Consider the following 18867-nt stretch of genomic DNA (forward strand, 5'->3'; position numbering starts at 1 on the left):
AATTAGCATTTAACTCTTCGGAGTTCAACATTTTAATTAAAAAAATCGCATGGCAGCACAGACACAAACCATGACCTCAGAGCCCAAAGCAAAAGAAACTGAACAGTTTCTTACGGGTGCACAGGCCATAATGCAATCTTTAGTCGAGCAAGGTGTTGATACAATCTTCGGCTATCCGGGCGGCGCCATCATGCCTACTTATGATGCGCTTTATGATTATCAAGATAGACTCAAGCACATTCTTGTGCGCCATGAGCAAGGTGCAGGGCATGCCGCACAAGGTTATGCTCGTATGACTAACCGTGCAGGTGTAGCCATGGTTACGTCTGGTCCTGGGGCTACAAACCTTATGACTCCTATTGCTGATGCGATGCTAGACTCTACGCCATTGGTTTGTATCGTAGGGCAGGTAAAAGGAAATTTGTTGGGTACCGATGCTTTTCAAGAATGTGATATCATCGGTATTTCTATGCCTATTACCAAATGGAATTATCAAGTAGTAGATGCTGACGAAATTCCTGAAGTTATTGCCAAGGCTTTTCATATTGCAGAAGCTGGTCGTCCAGGTCCTGTATTGATTGATATTACTCGTACAGCACAAACTGACAAAATGACGAAACCTTTTCACTATCCTAAAGAAGTGGATGTTATTAGTTATCGTCCTCGTACTGTACCCAAACAAGAGCATGTTGAAGCTGCGGCTAAATTAATAAACGCTGCCAAAAAGCCTTATATATTGGCTGGCCATGGTGTGTTATTGGCAAATGCTCAAGACGAATTAAAGGAATTTATCGAAAAAGCTGGTATTCCTGTAGCTACAACTTTATTGGGAATGTCGGCTGTTGATGCCGATCACCCGTTGTATGTAGGCTGGCCGGGTATGCACGGTAACTATGGCGCTAACGTACTGACAAACGAATGCGATGTCCTTATTGCAATTGGTATGCGTTTTGACGACCGTATTACAGGCGATTTGGGTACTTATGCCAAACAAGCAAAGGTTGTGCATATCGAAATTGACCCAGCCGAAATCAACAAAAACGTATTTGCAGATGCTCCAGTTGTTGGTGATGCTAAAGAAGCGTTAAAAGCATTGATTCCTTTAGTAAAACAAAACTCATACCCCGAATGGCGTGCTGAGTTTGCTAAATACGATGCCATTGAATACGAAAAAATCACGAAGAAAGATATTTTCCATGAAGGTGACCAAATCAAAATGGGAGAAGCCGTAGTAATGCTTTCTGAGAAAACAAAAGGTGAGGCCGTAACAGTTACCGACGTTGGGCAACACCAGATGATTTCAAATCGTTATTACCGTTTCAAAAAGCCATTCTCAAGTGTAACTTCAGGTGGTGCAGGAACGATGGGCTTTGCTCTTCCAGCGGCATTTGGTGCTAAAGTTGGTGCTCCAGACCGTGAGGTGGTTGCAATCATCGGTGATGGTGGTTTCCAAATGACTCTTCAAGAATTGGGAACAATTGCTCAGAGTGGCTTACCAGTAAAAATTATCATTCTTAACAATAACTTCCTTGGGATGGTACGCCAGTGGCAACAGTTATTCTTCGACAGACGCTATTCTTTCGTTGAATTACAAAACCCTGACTTTATTACTATTGCCAAAGGCTTTGGTATTGCTGGACATACCGTTTCTGACCGTACTCAACTTTCGGAATCATTAGACACTTTATTGAACTCAGATAAACCATATCTTTTGGAAATTATCTGTGAAAAAGAAGAAAATGTGTTCCCAATGGTACCAGCAGGAACTTGTGTTACAAACGTGATTTTAGAGTAAAAGAAGTGATCCTACTTCTTTTACTAACACCATATTTCATTAAAGCACAGGCTATTTGTATCTTTGATAACAAAATCATAATAAATACATTCCTAGTGTAGAAAAATTGTGTAATGAAATTTAATAGCCTAAGAAAACAAGTTAGTAATAGAAGTCAAGTAAATTCAGTACAAATGCTAAGAGGAATTGCCTGTTTGGCTGTATATTTTGTTCATTTCTTTTATGACCAAAAATTACTTCCAGTAAGCAAACTTTTAGTCAAAGCATCTGGATATGGCTATTTAGGAGTTCAAGTTTTTTTTGTTATATCTGGGTTTATCATACCGCTATCGATGTATCGAAACAAGTATGACATTCAGAACTTTGGAAGTTTATTCAAAAGACGAATAATTCGAATTGAACTACCTTATGTAGCATCTATTGTATTATTTGTGCTTCTCAAATTCATAGGATATACAGCTTATGGCACACAAAAGACTTTTGATATAGACTGGTCTACTGTATTACTCAACATTGGATACCTCAATGTATTTTGGGGTAAGGAGTTCATAAATCATGTTTATTGGACTCTATTTGTCGAGTTGCAGTTTTATATCTATATCGGATTGTTTTTTGGGGCAATAATAAATAAGCGTTTCTGGGTACGACATGTGGCCTACTTGGTGATATTTGGCCTTAATTATTGGTGGGTGGGTAGTTTACTTTTTCATTCTCACATACTCATATTTATGGTTGGGATTTTTGCTTTTCAGTATGCTGTCAAAATAATAGGATTACCAGAAATGTTAATAGGCAGCGCTATTGTCTTATTTGGAAACTACTATTGGACTAGCAATATCTTGCATTTAGATAATAGTGCTCTAATAGCACTGGCGAGTATTTTTGCATTGGGTTTCATTTTTTTTGTCAAACAAAGATGGCGTGTACTGGATTTTCTAGGGAAGATATCATTCTCTCTCTACTTAATTCACGTTCCAGTTACGCTGGTCTTATTGCCAATTTTAGAACCATACTTGCATCGGCCTTATTACATTTTAATATACAAATTAGGCATTTTGATTTGTACAATAGGTATGTCATATATCTATTATGAAAATATAGAAAAGCCAGCTATGAGTCTTTCTCGCAAAGTATAGAATAGACTTCATATTTAACTAGATATAACTCATGAAAACAACATACACGTTATCCATTTTTACCTCCAATACCATCGGTTTGCTCAACCGTATTACGATTATATTTACTCGTAGACGTTTGAACATCGAATCGTTGACCGTATGTGAAACCGAGCGCGTAGGTGTATCTCGTTTTACAATTGTTATCCGTCATGATTCACGCGAGGCGGTTGAAAAACTCGTTCGTCAAATCCGTAAGGTAGTCGATGTATTAGCAGTATTTGGATACCTTGACCACGAAATCGTTTTTAACGAAATCGCCCTTTTCAAAATTGCAACACCGCTTGGAGGAACACCTTTGAACATCAAAGAAATCAACCTTGACTGGAATGCAAAAGTTGTTCACTGGGGACTTGATTACGTAGTAATCGAGAAAAATGGTACAGAGCAAGAAATCTCAGAATTTTATGAATACATCAAAAACTGGGAAATTCTTGAATATCTTAAGTCAGGTCGTGTAGCTGTTGGTAAAACAGAAAAAGGCTTGGTAGAATATCTTCCTGAAGGAAACTGGGAAGTGGTGTAAGTGAGGAGTGTTGAGTTGTGAGTGTTGAGTATCGTATCTTCCAACTTCAATCATTCAATACCTAAAGTTTATAATTCGTAAATAATTTTCAGTAAAACATAATTCCAAAAAACAAATCAAATCATGGCACAAATTAATTTTGGCGGAGTGGTAGAGGATATCGTGACTCGTGAGGAGTTCCCATTAGAAAAAGCAAGAGAAGTATTGGCTAATGAAACTATCGCTGTAATTGGATACGGTGTACAAGGTCCTGGTCAAGCTTTGAACATGAAAGATAACGGCTTGAACGTAATCGTTGGTCAACGCAAAGGTAAAACTTATGACAAAGCTGTAGCTGACGGTTGGGTTCCAGGCGAAACTTTGTTCGAAATCGAAGAAGCTTTAGAAAAAGGTACTATCATTTGCTACTTGCTTTCAGATGCTGCTCAAATCGAATTGTGGCCAACTGTTAAGAAATATTTGACTGCTGGAAAATCATTGTATTTCTCTCACGGATTCGGTATCACTTACAAAGAAAAAACTGGTATCGTTCCTCCTGCAGATGTTGACGTATTCTTGGCAGCTCCTAAAGGTTCAGGTACTTCTCTTCGTCGTTTGTTCGTAGAAGGTAAAGGTTTGAACTCTTCTTTCGCTGTTTACCAAGATGCTACTGGTAAAGCTCGTGAGAAATGTATCGCTATGGCTATCGGTGTAGGTTCTGGTTATTTGTTCGAAACTGACTTCTACAAAGAAGTAACTTCTGACTTAACTGGTGAACGTGGTACTTTGATGGGTGCTATCCAAGGTATTTTTGCAGCTCAGTACGAAGTGTTGCGTGAAAACGGTCACTCTCCATCTGAAGCATTCAACGAAACAGTTGAAGAATTAACTCAATCGTTGATGCCATTAGTAGCTGAAAACGGTATGGACTGGATGTACGCTAACTGCTCTACAACAGCTCAACGTGGTGCTTTGGACTGGTGGAGACCATTCAAAGAAGCTACTAAGCCTGTATTCGCTCAATTGTACAACTCTGTGAAAACTCAAGCTGAAGCTGAGCGTTCTATCACTTTGAACTCTCAACCTGACTACCGCGTGAAGTTGGAAGCTGAATTAGAAGAGCTTCGTGACTCAGAAATGTGGAAAGCTGGTGCTGCTGTACGTAGCCTTCGTCCAGAAAGAAGCTAGTTTTTTAATTTGAAAATAGGAGAATTTTGAAGATTAGAAATGCGACTTCGCTCTTAATCATCAAATCATCTCACCTCAAATTGACAATAAAATGAGTGAGTAATGGATTTATATCTATTATTCACTCATTTGTGTTTTAGAAAAGCTAGAAAATTAATAGCATATCAGTTTTGGGAATACAATCAGAAAGCACAACATAGATATACAATTCAGTCACTTAATTATGAGTTGTGAGTTATGAATTAGGACTATGCGAAGGATTTCAAACATTTTCAGATTTGGGATTTCGGAAATAGAGAAACTTACACTTCCGAAATCCAACATCCGATATCCGAAATAGACACTTCGTTCACTGCTAATTCATGATTTACCATTCATCACTCAAAATTGTTTTCTCATTATCCCCAACATTTAATCTATCGAGTAAAAGAATTTATTAAATTGATTCTATTGACCAATACTAATTACGGATATACTGTTAACCGATAACATCTTTTACCATCAACAATTTTTATGAATACACAAACAGCACAATTTCCTTCGCTCGAAAGCATCTATGATGCGGCAGAATGCCTCCGTGGAGTGGCATATCATACGCCTTTGATGGAAAACCTTATTTTGTCAGAACGTTATGAGGCTAATATTTTCCTAAAGCGTGAAGACCTTCAGATTGTGCGTTCTTACAAAATTCGTGGAGCTTACAACAAAATGTCTAAACTCTCAAAAGAGGCACTCGACAAAGGCGTTGTATGTGCAAGTGCGGGTAATCATGCTCAAGGTATGGCTTATGCTTGCCATAAAATGAAGGTGAAGGGTACGGTTTTTATGCCTACTACAACACCGAACCAAAAGATTAAATCCGTAAAAATGTTTGGTCGTGAGCATATCGATATTCAGTTGGTTGGCGACACCTATGACGATGCTTCAAATGCAGCCAAAATATATTGTGAAGAACAAAATGCGACTTATGTGCATCCATTCGATGATATGGACGTAATTGCAGGACAAGGGACTGTCGGTTTGGAGATTTTTAAGGATGCCGATGTCAAAATAGATTATATCCTTTTGGCTATTGGTGGGGGTGGTGTTGCGGCTGGCACATCTACGGTATTTAAACAACTTTCTCCACATACCAAAATCATTGGGATTGAGCCACAAGGGGCACCATCTATGAAAGTAAGTATCAATGCTGGGCATGTGGTAGAATTGGAAACGATCGACAAATTTGTGGATGGAGCCGCTGTAAAACGTGTAGGTGACAAAACCTTCGAAATCTGTAAGCAAACCCTTGATGATATTATTGAGGTTCCTGAAGGTAAGGTTTGTACCACTATTTTAGAGCTATACAACGAATCTGCGATTGTGGCTGAGCCGGCTGGTGCTTTAACGATTGCGGCTTTGGATTTTTTAAAAGAAGAAATAAAAGGTAAAAATGTAGTATGCTTGGTGTCGGGAGGCAACAATGATATTACTCGTACCGAAGAAATAAAAGAGCGTTCTTTACTTTACGAAGGACTAAAACATTATTTTATCATTCGTTTTCCACAACGTGCTGGAGCTTTGAAAAATTTCCTCAATAATGTATTGGGCGAAAACGATGATATTACCCATTTTGAATATCAAAAGAAAACCAACCGTGAGTCAGGACCTGTATTACTTGGTATCGAACTAAAATACAGAGAGGATTTTGAGCCTCTTCTGACTCGTATGGAAGAAAATAAAATCCAGTATCAACTGCTCAATGAAAAACCTGATTTGTTTACATTTTTGATTTAATCATATCTGTAACCTTTTCATATCATAAAATCATAACTTGTTCAACCTTATGACTCAACGCCCAACACCCGAAGAATTACAAAATAACATTGAGTTTGAATTGATAGATGCTTTTCATATTGATGAAATGGGTACGTTTTTGGCAAGAGAAATGAGTACAGGAACAGATGAAAACACGAATAAACCTCTTTCAAAATATCTTCCTTTAATCTTATTGATGTTTTTGGGAGCTTTAGTAGGTTATGGCTTAGTGAGTATAATTCCAGCGGCATTTCGAGGTGAATGGCATGGATTAAGTTCACTGTTTGGCGGAGTTTTGCTATTTTTTATATTGTTATTGCCCGTACATGAGCTTATTCATGGAGCAGTATTTAAAATATTAGGCGCACCAAAGATAGGTTTTGGTTGGAGCTGGAAAGGCATGATGGCGTATGCTTATGCTCAGAAATTTGCGATAAATCTCAGAGAGCTCATCTGGTTAGCCATTATGCCTTTTGCCATTATTACTCCACTGCTAATAGTATCAGTTTTTCTTTTCCCTCATTGGCAATTTACGACTATCCTCTTATTAGCGCTTCATACAATGGGTTGTATTGGCGATTTTATGTTGATAAAATATGCCCTTCGTAACAAACACCGGGAAATATACACCTATGACGATATTGAAGGAAAAGGGGAAACTTATTTTTATGAAAAAGTATCGATAAAATAGAAATGTTAGGATTGGGCTATCGGCTTTTAGCATGGGGCTTAATAGATATCTTTCCTAACTATTAGTCCTAATTCAGCATTAATACACTTTAGACTATAATCTGTAAGCATAAAGTAAAAAAGCTTCTTTGAGTTCATGGGAGATTTTTGCCGAAAGCCCATTGCTGAAAGTCGAAAGCCCAATTGCTATATGCCATAAGTAAAAGTATTTCTCAATATCATGAATATAATTTTTGCCTAATTCCTACGGATTATAGCCTAGAGCGTATTAATAATTACTCAAAAACTGAACAACGTATTCTTTTGATTTAAGTACTTGCTTGTGAAATTCGAGTTGCTTTGTAGCCTTTTTAATAGAATTCATTTCTGTGATAATACTGATATCCATTGTTTTGTAATTGCCTCTACCAAACTGCCAATATGCTCCTAATTGAATATCTTTTAATTCTTTTTCCAGAAATAAAATCTGCTTAATCAAAATCTTATTGTATCGCTTAAGTTGTGGTTCTACAAACGTCTGAGGCTTTTCTTGTTCTGTAATCAGCGTCATTCTAAGCTTTAATAGCTCATAAAGGTCATTTTTGGAATAAGCCTCTGTAATTAAGTGCATCAATTTGGTTTTACGAAGCTTTTCCTCCTCGTCCGATTCCAAATCTGGGTGAAACTCCTTTACCAATTCCATATAAATAGAACGAGCGGTTTTGTTGGTAATGGGTGGTAGGGTTTCTTCTACCTGTTCAAAAATACGACTGTCTTGCTCATTCCATTCTTCTGGAATATCCTCCTCTTCTTCCTCCTCTTCAGCAAGCATATCAATTTCTTGAGAATCTGACATCAGATATTCTTGATACTTGTCATACAAAGGTTGTAAATGTTGTAAGCCTGATGCCAATAGCTGTCTAACCATTGTAGCAATATAAAAGCCCAATTTATAATTTTCCTCATCTGTTAAGGCACCATAATGTGTGTCCAATATGAGCAACATATCTCCCAAACGTTGATTGTATTTTCGGTGTAAAGGAGCAATATCCTTAGCCACCTGCACTTCTACTGCATGTTCAAAGGCTTTTGCTTCGGCAACTTCTACTTTAAGAGCTTCAAGACGTTTAAGATTTTGTACAAATTGCTTTTGTAGCTTACTGGTAACTTTATCAAAGGTTTGGGAAGCAATCAAACCTTCATAACGGGTAATGTGATTGGACATGAATTTGGGGTACAAATAAATTAGGGTGCCGATTTCGACACCCCAAATGTTTTATTCAATTTCTATACTTTCTTTTTCGCCTACTTGCTGACGCCACATCGCATAATAGAGTCCTTTTTTCTCTAATAGTATTTGATGCGAGCCGTATTCAACAATTTTTCCTTTTTCGAGTACAAAGATATTATCTGCGTGCATAATAGTGCTTAATCGGTGCGCAATCAAAATGGTGAGATGCTCTCCATGAACTGATACCTGACGAATCGTTTCTGAAATTTCTTCTTCTGTTAAAGAATCAAGCGCAGAAGTTGCTTCGTCAAAAATCAATAAATGTGGATTACGTAATAATGCTCTGGCAATACTCAAACGTTGTTTTTCGCCTCCCGATACTTTTACTCCTCCTTCTCCAATTACAGTATCGAGGCCTTTGTCGGCACGAGCTAAAAGTGGCTCACAAGCTGCCTTTTTCAATACTGCCAAACATTCCTCATCAGTAGCTTTGGGATTGACAAAAAGCAAGTTTTCACGAATGCTACCTGAGAACAATTGAGTATCCTGAGTCACAAAGCCTATTTTTTCTCTTAATTGATCAAAATCTATCGTGCGTCCATCGTGACCATTATACAATATCTGTCCGTTTTGAGGCTTATATAACCCTACTAATAGTTTTACTAAAGTACTTTTACCAGAACCCGAAGGACCTACAAAAGCGATAGTTTGTCCTGCTACTGTTTCAAAGCTTACTTCACGAAGTGCATTTTTAGATGCAGACTGATGTTTGAACGAAACATTATCAAATGCCAATGATTTGATACTAGGAATAGGCTGTGGAGATGCTGGTTTTACTTCCACTGGAATATCGAATAAGGACTCATAGTTTTGTAACGAAACTTGCGCCTCACGATAGGTATTAATCACGTTACCCATCTCCTGTAATGGACCAAAAATAAAGAATGAGTAAATATTTAAAGAGAAAAACTGACCAAGCGTAATATCTCCACGATAAATCAGATACATCATGATAAAGGTCAAAACTACACGAAGTAAATTGACACTTGTACCTTGAATAAACATCATACTACGCACATAGCGCACTTTTTTGAGTTCTAGTCCCAAAATCTTTTGAGTAGTACTATTAAGATGGTTGATTTCTTGCTGTGCCAAGCCCAAAGATTTTACCAACTCGATATTGCGTAAAGACTCCGTTGTAGAACCTGCCAAAGCTGTTGATTCTTGAACAATAGATTTTTGGATTACTTTTACCTTTTTACTGAGCAATGAACTAATCCAACCAATCAAAGGTCCAATCGTTAAAAATAAAGGAACAATAGACCAGTGTACTGAAACGGCGTAAATCGTTACAAATACTAAAGCAACTAAGCTCTGAAAAAAGATATTGATACCCGACGAAATAAGCTTTTCTACATCGACTCTTACCTTCTGTAGTTTGCCGAGTGTTTCACCAGAACGCTGGTCTTCAAAAGTCTCATAAGGTAATTCGAGAGAGTGGCGAATCCCATCGGCGTACATTTCGGCACCAATTTTTTGGGTAATGGTATTGATAAAATAGTCCTGAAAGTTTTTGGCAACCCTCGATACAAAAGCAACTCCGACAGAAGCACCAAGCAATGGCAAAATGGCTCCTATAAAATCCTGAAAAGTATGATTCTTTTCGGTAAACTTTGTGGCCACATTGTCGATAATATGTCTGAAAATCAAGGGGTCTAATAGTGAAAAAACTTGATTAATAACTGCTAACAATAAAGCTAGCCATACCGTCATTTGGTATCGTTTAAGATAGGGTAATAGTATTTTCATGATTTGGATATATGCAATTGTTGGTTGGAGAATAATATAATAGAAAGGTGTACATTTGTCTAGGTCAATAGTAGACTTTGACTAAGAGTTAACCACAAGGTTTTTAAAATAGTTCTGTAAATACATAGAGTCTTCAAAAATGATACTTATTAGGATATTGAAAGGGTTTAGAATAATTTTGAGTAAAATTATAAATTAGCATTAGCACTTAATTCACAGGTTATCAATCTAAATATTTTTTACGTATCAACAAAACCTGTCTTTATAGGGACTTATACCAAACGTCCTTCATGTCCTTACAAACTAACGTTTATCCTTCCTTTTCAATTAATTATGAAACATTCCATTGCCTTGTGTTTACTTCATATATTAACGATGGGTATTGCATTCAGCCAAAAGAGCAATCCTGTACCTTGTGATTATGAGCAAAAAATGATACAACAAGGCTTGATCAATGTCAAAAGTCTTGACCCCAGCATTGCGGTTTTACTCAAATATTCGACTATTGATAATTTTGTTAATAAGGATGTATATGGCTGCATGACGGCTTGCTACTTACAAAAAAAGCCCGCTCAAATGCTGGCAAGAGCGAATGCTATTTTGAAAAAAAAACATCCACATTATCGTTTGTTGGTATATGATGGAGGGCGTCCTTTTACAATTCAAAAAATTCTTTGGAATAGTCTTTCTCAATACCCACCACACCAGCGCGAAACCTACGTGGCAAGCCCAAGCCAAAAGTCGATTCATAACTATGGCTGTGCCGTAGATTTAACGATTACTACCAACAGAGGCGTGCCTTTGGATATGGGAACACCTTTTGATTTTTTTGGCAAATTAGCCTACCCAAGCCACGAAGAACATTTCCTAAAAAATAAGCAACTTACAACCCAACAGGTAGTCAATCGCCGTCTTTTGCGAAGTGTCATGCAACAAGCTGGATTTATGCCTATTAAGTACGAATGGTGGCATTTCAATGCACTTGCACGCAGTGACGCCAAACGCATTTATCAGATAATTGAATAAAAATAAGATTGGGTCTATACGAAAACAAACCACTAATCCTTACCCACGAACCACTTATCCAAAATCGCTTCATGACTTGATTTTTCATTCGTAGTATTGATTATTCAAAAAACTCTAGTGGCTATAACGAAGAGCGGATACTCAAAACTATCAAACGAAATATGAAATCAGGCGTTTACAGACTTTTAGTGGGAGCTGCACTTATCGCTGGGACACAGGCTCAGGCGCAAACCGCAGTAGAGGCTCCTAGTTCAAAAGGCCCAAAAATCACTCTACAACAGGCGGTAGATATTGCACTTCGCAACAATATCTCTGTAAAGCAATCAGAAATACAGCTTCAGAACGCCGTGTTGAACTATCAACAAGCTAAAAATAACCAGCTCCCTGGTGCCAATGGTACCGTCAGTGAATTCTTCAACTTTGGTCGAAGCCTTGACCCATTTACCAACACTTATGTAGCTCGAAATATTAACTACAATAGTTTGGGCGTAAATGCTGGACTTACGGTTTTTAACGGCAATCTCCTCAAAAATACGGTTATTCAAAACGATTTATTGGTCAAAGCCAATCAGTTGGATATGCAAGCCATGAAAGAGAATATCTCGATGCAAGTGGTATTGGCTTATTTGAATATCCTCAATGCTGAAGACCAACTTACGATTGCACAAAGCCAAACGGCTATTACCAAATTGCAGATTGAGCGTACAGAAAAATTAGTACGTGCTGGTTCGCTTCCACAGTCTAACTTACTAGACCTAAAAGCTCAGGTTGCTAACGAAGAAACTACTGTTGTAAACAATCAAAGTACCTTAGATTTGGCAAAACTCAATTTAATCCAATTGCTCAACGACAAGGAAATTGCTAATACAGTCAATCTTGATAGAATTTCGGTACCAACGCCATCAACTACAGCGTATGATGCACCAGTTGACCAAATCTATCAAACTGCCGAAGGAACTCAACCAACGGTAAAGGCATCGGATTTGAGAGTAAAAAGTGCTGATAAGGGAATTGAAATTGCCAGAGCTGGCTTTCTACCAACCATCAACCTTTCGGCTTCGACAGGCGCCAACCAGTCCAATGCTCAAAAAATCTATAAAGTTGATGGTACCAATCAGCAGAATTTAGGAACGGTTAGTTTTAATGGACAAGATATTCCGTTGGTTGTAAATACACCACGTACTGTTGAAGCAGGAACGGTAGGCTATTTCAAGCAACTAGAAAACACTTTTAATTATGCCTTCGGAGCGAGTGCTAATATTCCAATCTTTAGCCGTTTTGCGAACAAAACTCGTGTGAGTCAAGCCAAATTACAAAAAGTAAATGCTGAATTGGAAGCTCAAAAAACACGCTTGACTTTGCGTCAGAATATCGAACAAGCTTATACCAATATGTCAAATTCGGCTAAAAGATATGAAGCTTTGACCGTACAAGTAACTGCTTTGGAAGAATCGTTCCGTGCTGCCGAAAGTCGTTTCAATGCAGGAGCAATTGATTTTGTAAGCTACAATTTGCAAAAAACAAATTTGGACAAAGCAAAAGCAAACCAAATTCAAGCCAAGTATGACTTTATTTTCAGAACCAAGATATTAGACTATTACCAAAATAAACCGCTCACATTTTAACCAAACACTCGATTGAATGTAAAACCTTGAAAAACTATTATGTTTCATCGTTTTTCAAAAACCTTAACATCAATCTTTCAAAACTTTATATACAATGAAAAACAAATCCAATAAAATCTGGGTCATTTTAGCCGTTGTCGCAGTCGTAGTGGTAGGTGGGTTGATTTTAGCGAAAAAGAATGGTTGGATCGGAAAAGAAGAAGCTACAGAAGTAGAGCTATCTAAAGCTAAACGTGCAGACATTATTGAGCGTGTTTCTGCTTCAGGTAAAGTACAACCTGAAATCGAAGTAAAACTTTCTCCAGATGTTTCTGGTGAGATTGTAGGTCTTTATGTAAGTGAAGGCGACTCGGTTATAGCAGGTCAATTATTATTGAAAATACGTCCTGATAACTACGAATCGTTATTGGCTCGTGCCGAAGCACAAGTAAACTCTGCCAAAGCTTCATTGGAGCAGTCAAAAGCTATCCAATCTCAATCAGAAGCTCGTTTGTTAAAAGCAAAAACTGATTTTGATCGTAACAAAAAGTTACATGATGATAAAGTAATTTCTGATTCGGATTACGAACAATTTAGCTCACAATATTCTGTGGCAAAACAAGATTTGGAATCGGCAAAAGCAAACGTTCAAGCTGCGGCATTTAACGTAAGAAGCTCAGAAGCGGCTTTGAAAGAAGCTCGTACCAACTTGACTAAAACAACGATTTATGCACCGCAAAGCGGTACTATCTCAAAGTTGAACGTAGAGCTTGGCGAAAGAGTTGTAGGTACATCTCAAATGGCTGGTACTGAGTTGCTTCGTATTGCCAACTTGAATAAAATGGAAGTTCGTGTAAATGTGAACGAAAACGATATTACCCGTGTTAGTCTTAATGATACCGTAATTATTGACGTAGACTCATACAGTGCATCAGGTCGTAAATTTAAAGGTATTGTTTACGAAGTAGCAAGTTCTGCTAATGGTTTGGCAACTTCTTCGGCGGCAGCTTCGGTATCTAACGACGCTGTTACTGAATTTGAAGTAAAAATTAGAGTACTTCGTAGTTCTTATGCTGATCTTATTAAAGGCAAACGCTCTTATCCTTTAAAACCAGGGATGACAGCTTCGGTAGAGATTGTTACCGATCGCAAAAATGGTGTTTTGTCAGTACCTCTAGCAGCAGTTACAACTCGTGACCCTAAAGCTGCTAATCAGGAGAAAAAATCAGAAGAAGAAAGCAATAATTCTGAAGAACCAAAAGTTATTAAAAAAGAAAAGCTCAAAGAAGTAGTGTTTGTTTTGACCAAAGACAATCATGCTAAATTGAAAGAAGTTACCACTGGTATCTCCGATTTTGATAATATCGAAATTTTAAGTGGATTAACTGAAGGAGAACAAATCATTTCGGGTCCTTATGTGACAGTTTCTAAGAAATTGAAAGATGGAGAATTAGTGAAGAAAAAAGAAGCTAATAAGGATAACAAAGAGAAGAAGTAAAAGATAGAGTCGTGAATCTCTAGAAATGATTAAAAAATGAACTAAGATTATTATTAGATAAATTTAGTTTGGTTTAGGGTTTATGGAAAAGCCATCTCAGATTGTCGGAGATGGCTTTTTTTATGGCTTTACTATCTTAAATGTCGTTATACCTTGTGTAGTTTGAAGGTGTAATAAATACATACCAGAGCTCCAATCTTTACTTTCAAGAGCTAACCTGTACTCTCCTGCCTCTTTGTACTCATTCCGAATCAACTCTACAATGGGCTCCCCCGAGGCATTACTCACAACTAAAGATATTGTACTCGATTGTGGAATTTTAAAACTGATAGTGGCTACATCTTGTACTGGATTAGGCGATACTGTCAGAGAACTTGTAAATAAGGCCTCTTTCAAAGGAAAATATTGAATTTTGGCACTAAAACTATTTTGTCCTTTTGCCCTAAATCCTGATTGCAAAACAATCGCCTTTGATGCTCGATAATGTGTCGGAACAGTGGTTACTTTGCTCGACTTTATATAATCTGATTGTACTTCCTGTATAGAGGTACTTTGAGGATATGCTTTTGTAATAACTCCTATAAAAAAAGCAATAAAGTAGTTTTTAGTCATGATATTAGGCTGATAAAAGGCAATAGCAAGAATATGATAAAGAAATATTAGCGTTTTATCTTTTGAGAAAAACCTCCTTTTCGAGTTTTTTTCAACGATTCAATATCTTGTTTCATTTGTTGATTTTCCTTTTTCAACTCAATCATATATAGGGTTAACTCTTCGATTTTTTCAAGAAGCTTGGTATCTGTTTGATGCAAATCATTGCCAGAAATGACCATTTCTGCTGCTGAAGGAATATTGGGTAAGTGTTGATATTTTTTGATATAATCTTCTACTTTTTGTAAAGGCATTAAATGATGTTTTTTTGAAAAAACATGATCTGCCCAATCTTCGGTATTTTTCAAAGCTACCTTTACTTGTTCCGTCAAAATACCTTCTGAGACATATAGGTTATAGCCTTCGGGCAAAGAATTAATACCATCTCCAATCACCACTCCTCTAGTACTGTTGTTTTTTAAAAAACCTGACTCATTACTTGTCCAAAGGTTATTATTAGTGATACTGTTGGCTGTGAGTTTTACTTCTGGTAACGAATTGGCAGATGGTGTAATCAAAAATGTCACAAGATTTCCTGACTCATCAGCAAAAAGCTGTCTCAAACCATTAACCGTATTTCTTGTTGGGATATTTCTCAATTGTAAAACACTCGCATTATTTCCTGCACCAACAACTACCAGTTTGGCACCACTCGTAACAGGGTCATTCGTACCGATTCCAACATTAGCATTATTTCCCAACACAATAGAGTTAGAAATAGCCAATTCTGTATTAGCACCAATAGCCGTGGCGTTGGTAATATTACTCGCGCTCGAAGCCACACCTGTCAATGCACCAATAAAAGTATTATAGTCGCCCGACATAAGTTTGCTGCCAGAGCTAAAGCCTACAAAGGTATTTTGCGAACCAGATACATTATCTTGCCCTGTCAAAGTTCCCAGTCCTGTATTATTGTTACCAGTGATTGTATTGATACCACTTGCTGTACCGATATAGGCATTGCCATTTGCCAAAGAGCGACGCCCAGCGTTGACACCAATAAAGGTATTGGAGTAACCCACAGCATTAGACAATCCTGCGGCAGTTCCCAAAAACATATTGTTATTGCCAGTCGTGTTTGAGTATCCCGCCGATTCGCCAATAAAAGTATTGGCAAAGCCAGAAGCATTCAGAAAACCTGCCGTTTTTCCAATGAATATATTATTTGTACCTTGATTGTTAAACCCCGCACCATCTCCTAATAAAACATTGGCTATACCCGCAATACTTAGAATGGGCTTCCCTCCGATTTTGTAGGCACTATCCGACATGATATTAATACTACCTCCTGCAATATCTAGAGGATTATTAATAGTCAAGCTTTGACCATAAGGAGCCGTTATGGTCTGGGAAAATGAGCTAAAGGTGATACAAAGTATCACAAATAATAGAGAGTAGTAGCGTTTCATTTTTACTTAGGACAAATAAAAGAGTACAGCCTTTATCAAAGACTATTCTCCAAGTTAAAACTGTTCAATAGACTATGTCAAACAAATCCTGTACTAAAGAGTAATCGGGCAGTTTGATACATCAAATTTAAGGGTGGTTAGTATAGTGGAGTGTGTTTTAAGATACTTGGTATGCCACAAAGGAGATGACTCATCAAGCAGGTTATTAGCAGGTAATTAATATTCTTCTCAACAATCTTCTTGCCAGAATTCCTTCAAGTTATTTATGATGAATGAGTTACTATTTTAATACGATGAAATTAACGTTTTCTTTAATGAAATTGAAATTTTGAGGACTCACAAAAACTATTTTTATAAACTGTGATAGACTCATTAATAAAGTTTTCTCTAGAATAGGTACTTCGGGTTACTAAAGCGTTGGTTTTTAAGGCTTGATAAAGTTGGGTATTCTTTTCTAATAACTCGATAGATTGAATAATACCTACTATTTCTTCCTCGTGATCTGGTGATGGAGGGATAAGAACGCCATTATGCAAATGTTCGATAATTTCATTGTTACCTCGACTATCTGAAGCAATCACTGGTACGCCCATCGCCAAGGCTTCGAGCACACATACAGGAATACCTTCTTTTTTACTCGGAAATACAAAATAGTCCGAAATCGACAAATATTCTTCTACTTTGGAGGTAAACCCTGTTATTGTAATATCAGGATGTTGTTCAATATATTGCCATTGCGATGTACTTAGCCCGCTCGAATGCACAGGATCGAGACCACCTATCAACAATAGCTTAAACTGCTGTGGATAACTTTGTACCAATTGTAGAAAAGTCTTTACCACAATATGAAAGCCTTTAAAGGCGACAAATCGTCCTGTAAAAGCAATGACTCTTTGTTGTTGAATTCCTAAGCTTTGGCGTAGGTTTGTTCGAGTATTTTCTGAAAAATTATGAGGATTAAATTTTTCTAAATTACAGCCCAAACCAAGACTTTGATGTTTGTAAACTTTGCTTTTATAAACAGTCTGAACAATGTCGGTATCAGATTGATTGAGCAAAAAAATTTTATCAAGCTTTTGAAAACAAAAATTTTCTAAAAAATAAAAAAGTCCTTTTTTCCAGCCATAACTACTATTTAGTCCTAATCCATGAAAAGTACCCCAATAAGGAATATCCATTTTTCGAAAAAGAATGGTAGGAAATATGCCTGTAGTAAAATGTGCATGCACCAAATCAGGTTTGATTTCTGACACCAAACGTCGAATCTGCCATGCCACTAGCAACTCATGCTTGATTCGAATGCTTCTGGGAATACCTAAATAATGAAAATGGATATTGAGGTGATTGAAAGAATAAAGATTGGGTATATCTATGGTTTTTTCAGCCGAGCAAATAATATGTAGCTCGATATCGGGAAAATGCTCGAATATGGATAAGGATAATTCCGATAGAAAGATATTGAAACTACCTACATCAGAAATAATAAACATAAATTTCATAAACTTACTAGGCAAAATGATGGCTTAAAAACTAGGTAGACAACCTACTCTTACCCACTCTACTGACGATACCGTCGTACCAGCCACAAAGAATGTACTTGAGATATTTTCTTTTTTGAGGGACTAAGGCTATATAAACAACAACTCGAGATACGGTATAGAATAACTCACGGACTTTATACTGCCAATGAATATGTGGTTGCTTGAGCATTAGTATCGAATTTCGAGCCAAATAATATCTTCTTAAAGGACTATGAACCGAAATTTCTCTTCCCAAAACCTTCAGACGGTCGTCACCCACCTGATGCCACATAACTGCTGTCGGAATAGCAAACATTTCGTACCCCTTATTGTAAGCCCGAAAGCTCCACTCGATATCAATATAATCAATAAAAAAGTCTTCATTCATCAACCCTGCTGTCTCAAAAGTCTTACGATGAACTAAGCAACCTGACGAGATAAGAAAAGAAGCAGAAATAGGTTTAATATCCTTGTTTTGTGGATATTTATGAATCAAACGAAATCCCCGAAAAACCGAAATAGGATAATTACGTAAGGTGCGTGGGTCTTGATAAATAGGACCAACGGCTCCAAGATGATGCCCATCGATTGTCAGCGATTTCCATGCTTCTACTAACTTTTGAATCATTTGCTCTTCTGGCAAACTATCGTGGTCAAATAAAATAACCCCATCTATTGCTGAATTCTGTAAAGCAAATACTATTCCTTTATTTTGTGCAAAGCCTATTCCAAAGTTATCTGCTAGCGAAATAAGCGTCACTTGAGGATAATTGACTAATATTTCTTCTATTTCTTTGACATTATGACTTCCATTATCTACAATAACAACACTTACTACTTGCAACCTAAGTCTCTCAAGTAGCTTTTGAATATTTATAATTAATGGATGAAAAGTGACAATTACTGCCGCTATTTGATTGGTCATAAGTAGGAATGCTGAATTGTAAGTGATGAATTGTGAATGAATTTATTAAACCAGAGAAATTTATT

At 37.2% G+C, this 18867-nt stretch carries 15 protein-coding genes; 9 read left to right on the plus strand and 6 right to left on the minus strand.

Annotated features, from left to right (window positions below; genetic code table 11):
• Positions 1-49: 49 nt before the first annotated feature.
• The 6 genes from ilvB to QM491_RS13355 all read left to right on the plus strand — a co-directional run bounded on the left by ilvB (position 50) and on the right by QM491_RS13355 (position 7151).
• Complete coding sequence (ilvB, locus tag QM491_RS13330; protein ID WP_374761257.1) at positions 50-1795, plus strand: biosynthetic-type acetolactate synthase large subunit; 1746 nt, start codon at positions 50-52, stop codon at positions 1793-1795.
• Between the two features lie 113 nt (positions 1796-1908).
• A complete protein-coding gene (locus tag QM491_RS13335) occupies positions 1909-2931 on the plus strand; it encodes an acyltransferase family protein (RefSeq protein WP_283327982.1) in 1023 nt (340 codons plus the stop codon).
• Positions 2932-2962: 31 nt separating this feature from the next.
• On the plus strand, positions 2963-3496 hold the full coding sequence (gene ilvN / locus QM491_RS13340) for an acetolactate synthase small subunit (RefSeq protein ID WP_095161261.1): 534 nt from the start codon (positions 2963-2965) through the stop codon (positions 3494-3496).
• 123 nt (positions 3497-3619) lie between these two features.
• Positions 3620-4663 carry a ketol-acid reductoisomerase gene (ilvC, locus tag QM491_RS13345; protein ID WP_166549901.1) on the plus strand — a complete coding sequence of 348 codons (1044 nt, stop codon included), beginning with the start codon at positions 3620-3622 and terminating at the stop codon, positions 4661-4663.
• 513 nt (positions 4664-5176) lie between these two features.
• A complete protein-coding gene (gene ilvA, locus QM491_RS13350; protein WP_283327983.1) occupies positions 5177-6439 on the plus strand; it encodes a threonine ammonia-lyase in 1263 nt (420 codons plus the stop codon).
• 49 nt (positions 6440-6488) lie between these two features.
• On the plus strand, positions 6489-7151 hold the full coding sequence (locus QM491_RS13355) for a DUF3267 domain-containing protein (RefSeq protein ID WP_283327984.1): 663 nt from the start codon (positions 6489-6491) through the stop codon (positions 7149-7151).
• 267 nt (positions 7152-7418) lie between these two features.
• On the opposite strand, the gene QM491_RS13360 is transcribed toward QM491_RS13355, so the two are convergent.
• Positions 7419-8354 (minus strand): hypothetical protein, encoded by a 936-nt coding sequence (locus QM491_RS13360; RefSeq protein WP_283327985.1) that lies wholly within the window; start codon positions 8352-8354, stop codon positions 7419-7421.
• A gap of 51 nt (positions 8355-8405) precedes the next feature.
• On the minus strand, positions 8406-10169 hold the full coding sequence (locus QM491_RS13365) for an ABC transporter ATP-binding protein (protein WP_283327986.1): 1764 nt from the start codon (positions 10167-10169) through the stop codon (positions 8406-8408).
• A 333-nt stretch (positions 10170-10502) separates the two neighbouring features.
• Between QM491_RS13365 and QM491_RS13370 the strand changes: the two genes are divergently transcribed.
• The 3 genes from QM491_RS13370 to QM491_RS13380 all read left to right on the plus strand — a co-directional run bounded on the left by QM491_RS13370 (position 10503) and on the right by QM491_RS13380 (position 14297).
• Complete coding sequence (locus QM491_RS13370; protein ID WP_283327987.1) at positions 10503-11195, plus strand: M15 family metallopeptidase; 693 nt, start codon at positions 10503-10505, stop codon at positions 11193-11195.
• A 161-nt stretch (positions 11196-11356) separates the two neighbouring features.
• Positions 11357-12820 carry a TolC family protein gene (locus QM491_RS13375; protein WP_283327988.1) on the plus strand — a complete coding sequence of 488 codons (1464 nt, stop codon included), beginning with the start codon at positions 11357-11359 and terminating at the stop codon, positions 12818-12820.
• Between the two features lie 94 nt (positions 12821-12914).
• Positions 12915-14297 carry an efflux RND transporter periplasmic adaptor subunit gene (locus QM491_RS13380; protein ID WP_283327989.1) on the plus strand — a complete coding sequence of 461 codons (1383 nt, stop codon included), beginning with the start codon at positions 12915-12917 and terminating at the stop codon, positions 14295-14297.
• A 120-nt stretch (positions 14298-14417) separates the two neighbouring features.
• Here the strand turns inward: QM491_RS13380 and QM491_RS13385 are convergent, their stop codons facing one another.
• From QM491_RS13385 to QM491_RS13400, 4 genes are all read right to left on the minus strand, one after another.
• On the minus strand, positions 14418-14909 hold the full coding sequence (locus tag QM491_RS13385; RefSeq protein WP_283327990.1) for a T9SS type A sorting domain-containing protein: 492 nt from the start codon (positions 14907-14909) through the stop codon (positions 14418-14420).
• A gap of 47 nt (positions 14910-14956) precedes the next feature.
• Positions 14957-16357: a bZIP transcription factor gene (locus QM491_RS13390; RefSeq protein ID WP_283327991.1), complete on the minus strand. Its 1401-nt coding sequence runs from the start codon at positions 16355-16357 to the stop codon at positions 14957-14959.
• Between the two features lie 311 nt (positions 16358-16668).
• Positions 16669-17847 (minus strand): glycosyltransferase, encoded by a 1179-nt coding sequence (locus QM491_RS13395; RefSeq protein WP_283327992.1) that lies wholly within the window; start codon positions 17845-17847, stop codon positions 16669-16671.
• 40 nt (positions 17848-17887) lie between these two features.
• Positions 17888-18802 carry a glycosyltransferase family 2 protein gene (locus QM491_RS13400; protein ID WP_283327993.1) on the minus strand — a complete coding sequence of 305 codons (915 nt, stop codon included), beginning with the start codon at positions 18800-18802 and terminating at the stop codon, positions 17888-17890.
• Positions 18803-18867 lie beyond the last annotated feature (65 nt).

Source organism: Flectobacillus longus, assembly GCF_030056705.1.
Classification (GTDB): domain Bacteria; phylum Bacteroidota; class Bacteroidia; order Cytophagales; family Spirosomataceae; genus Flectobacillus; species Flectobacillus longus.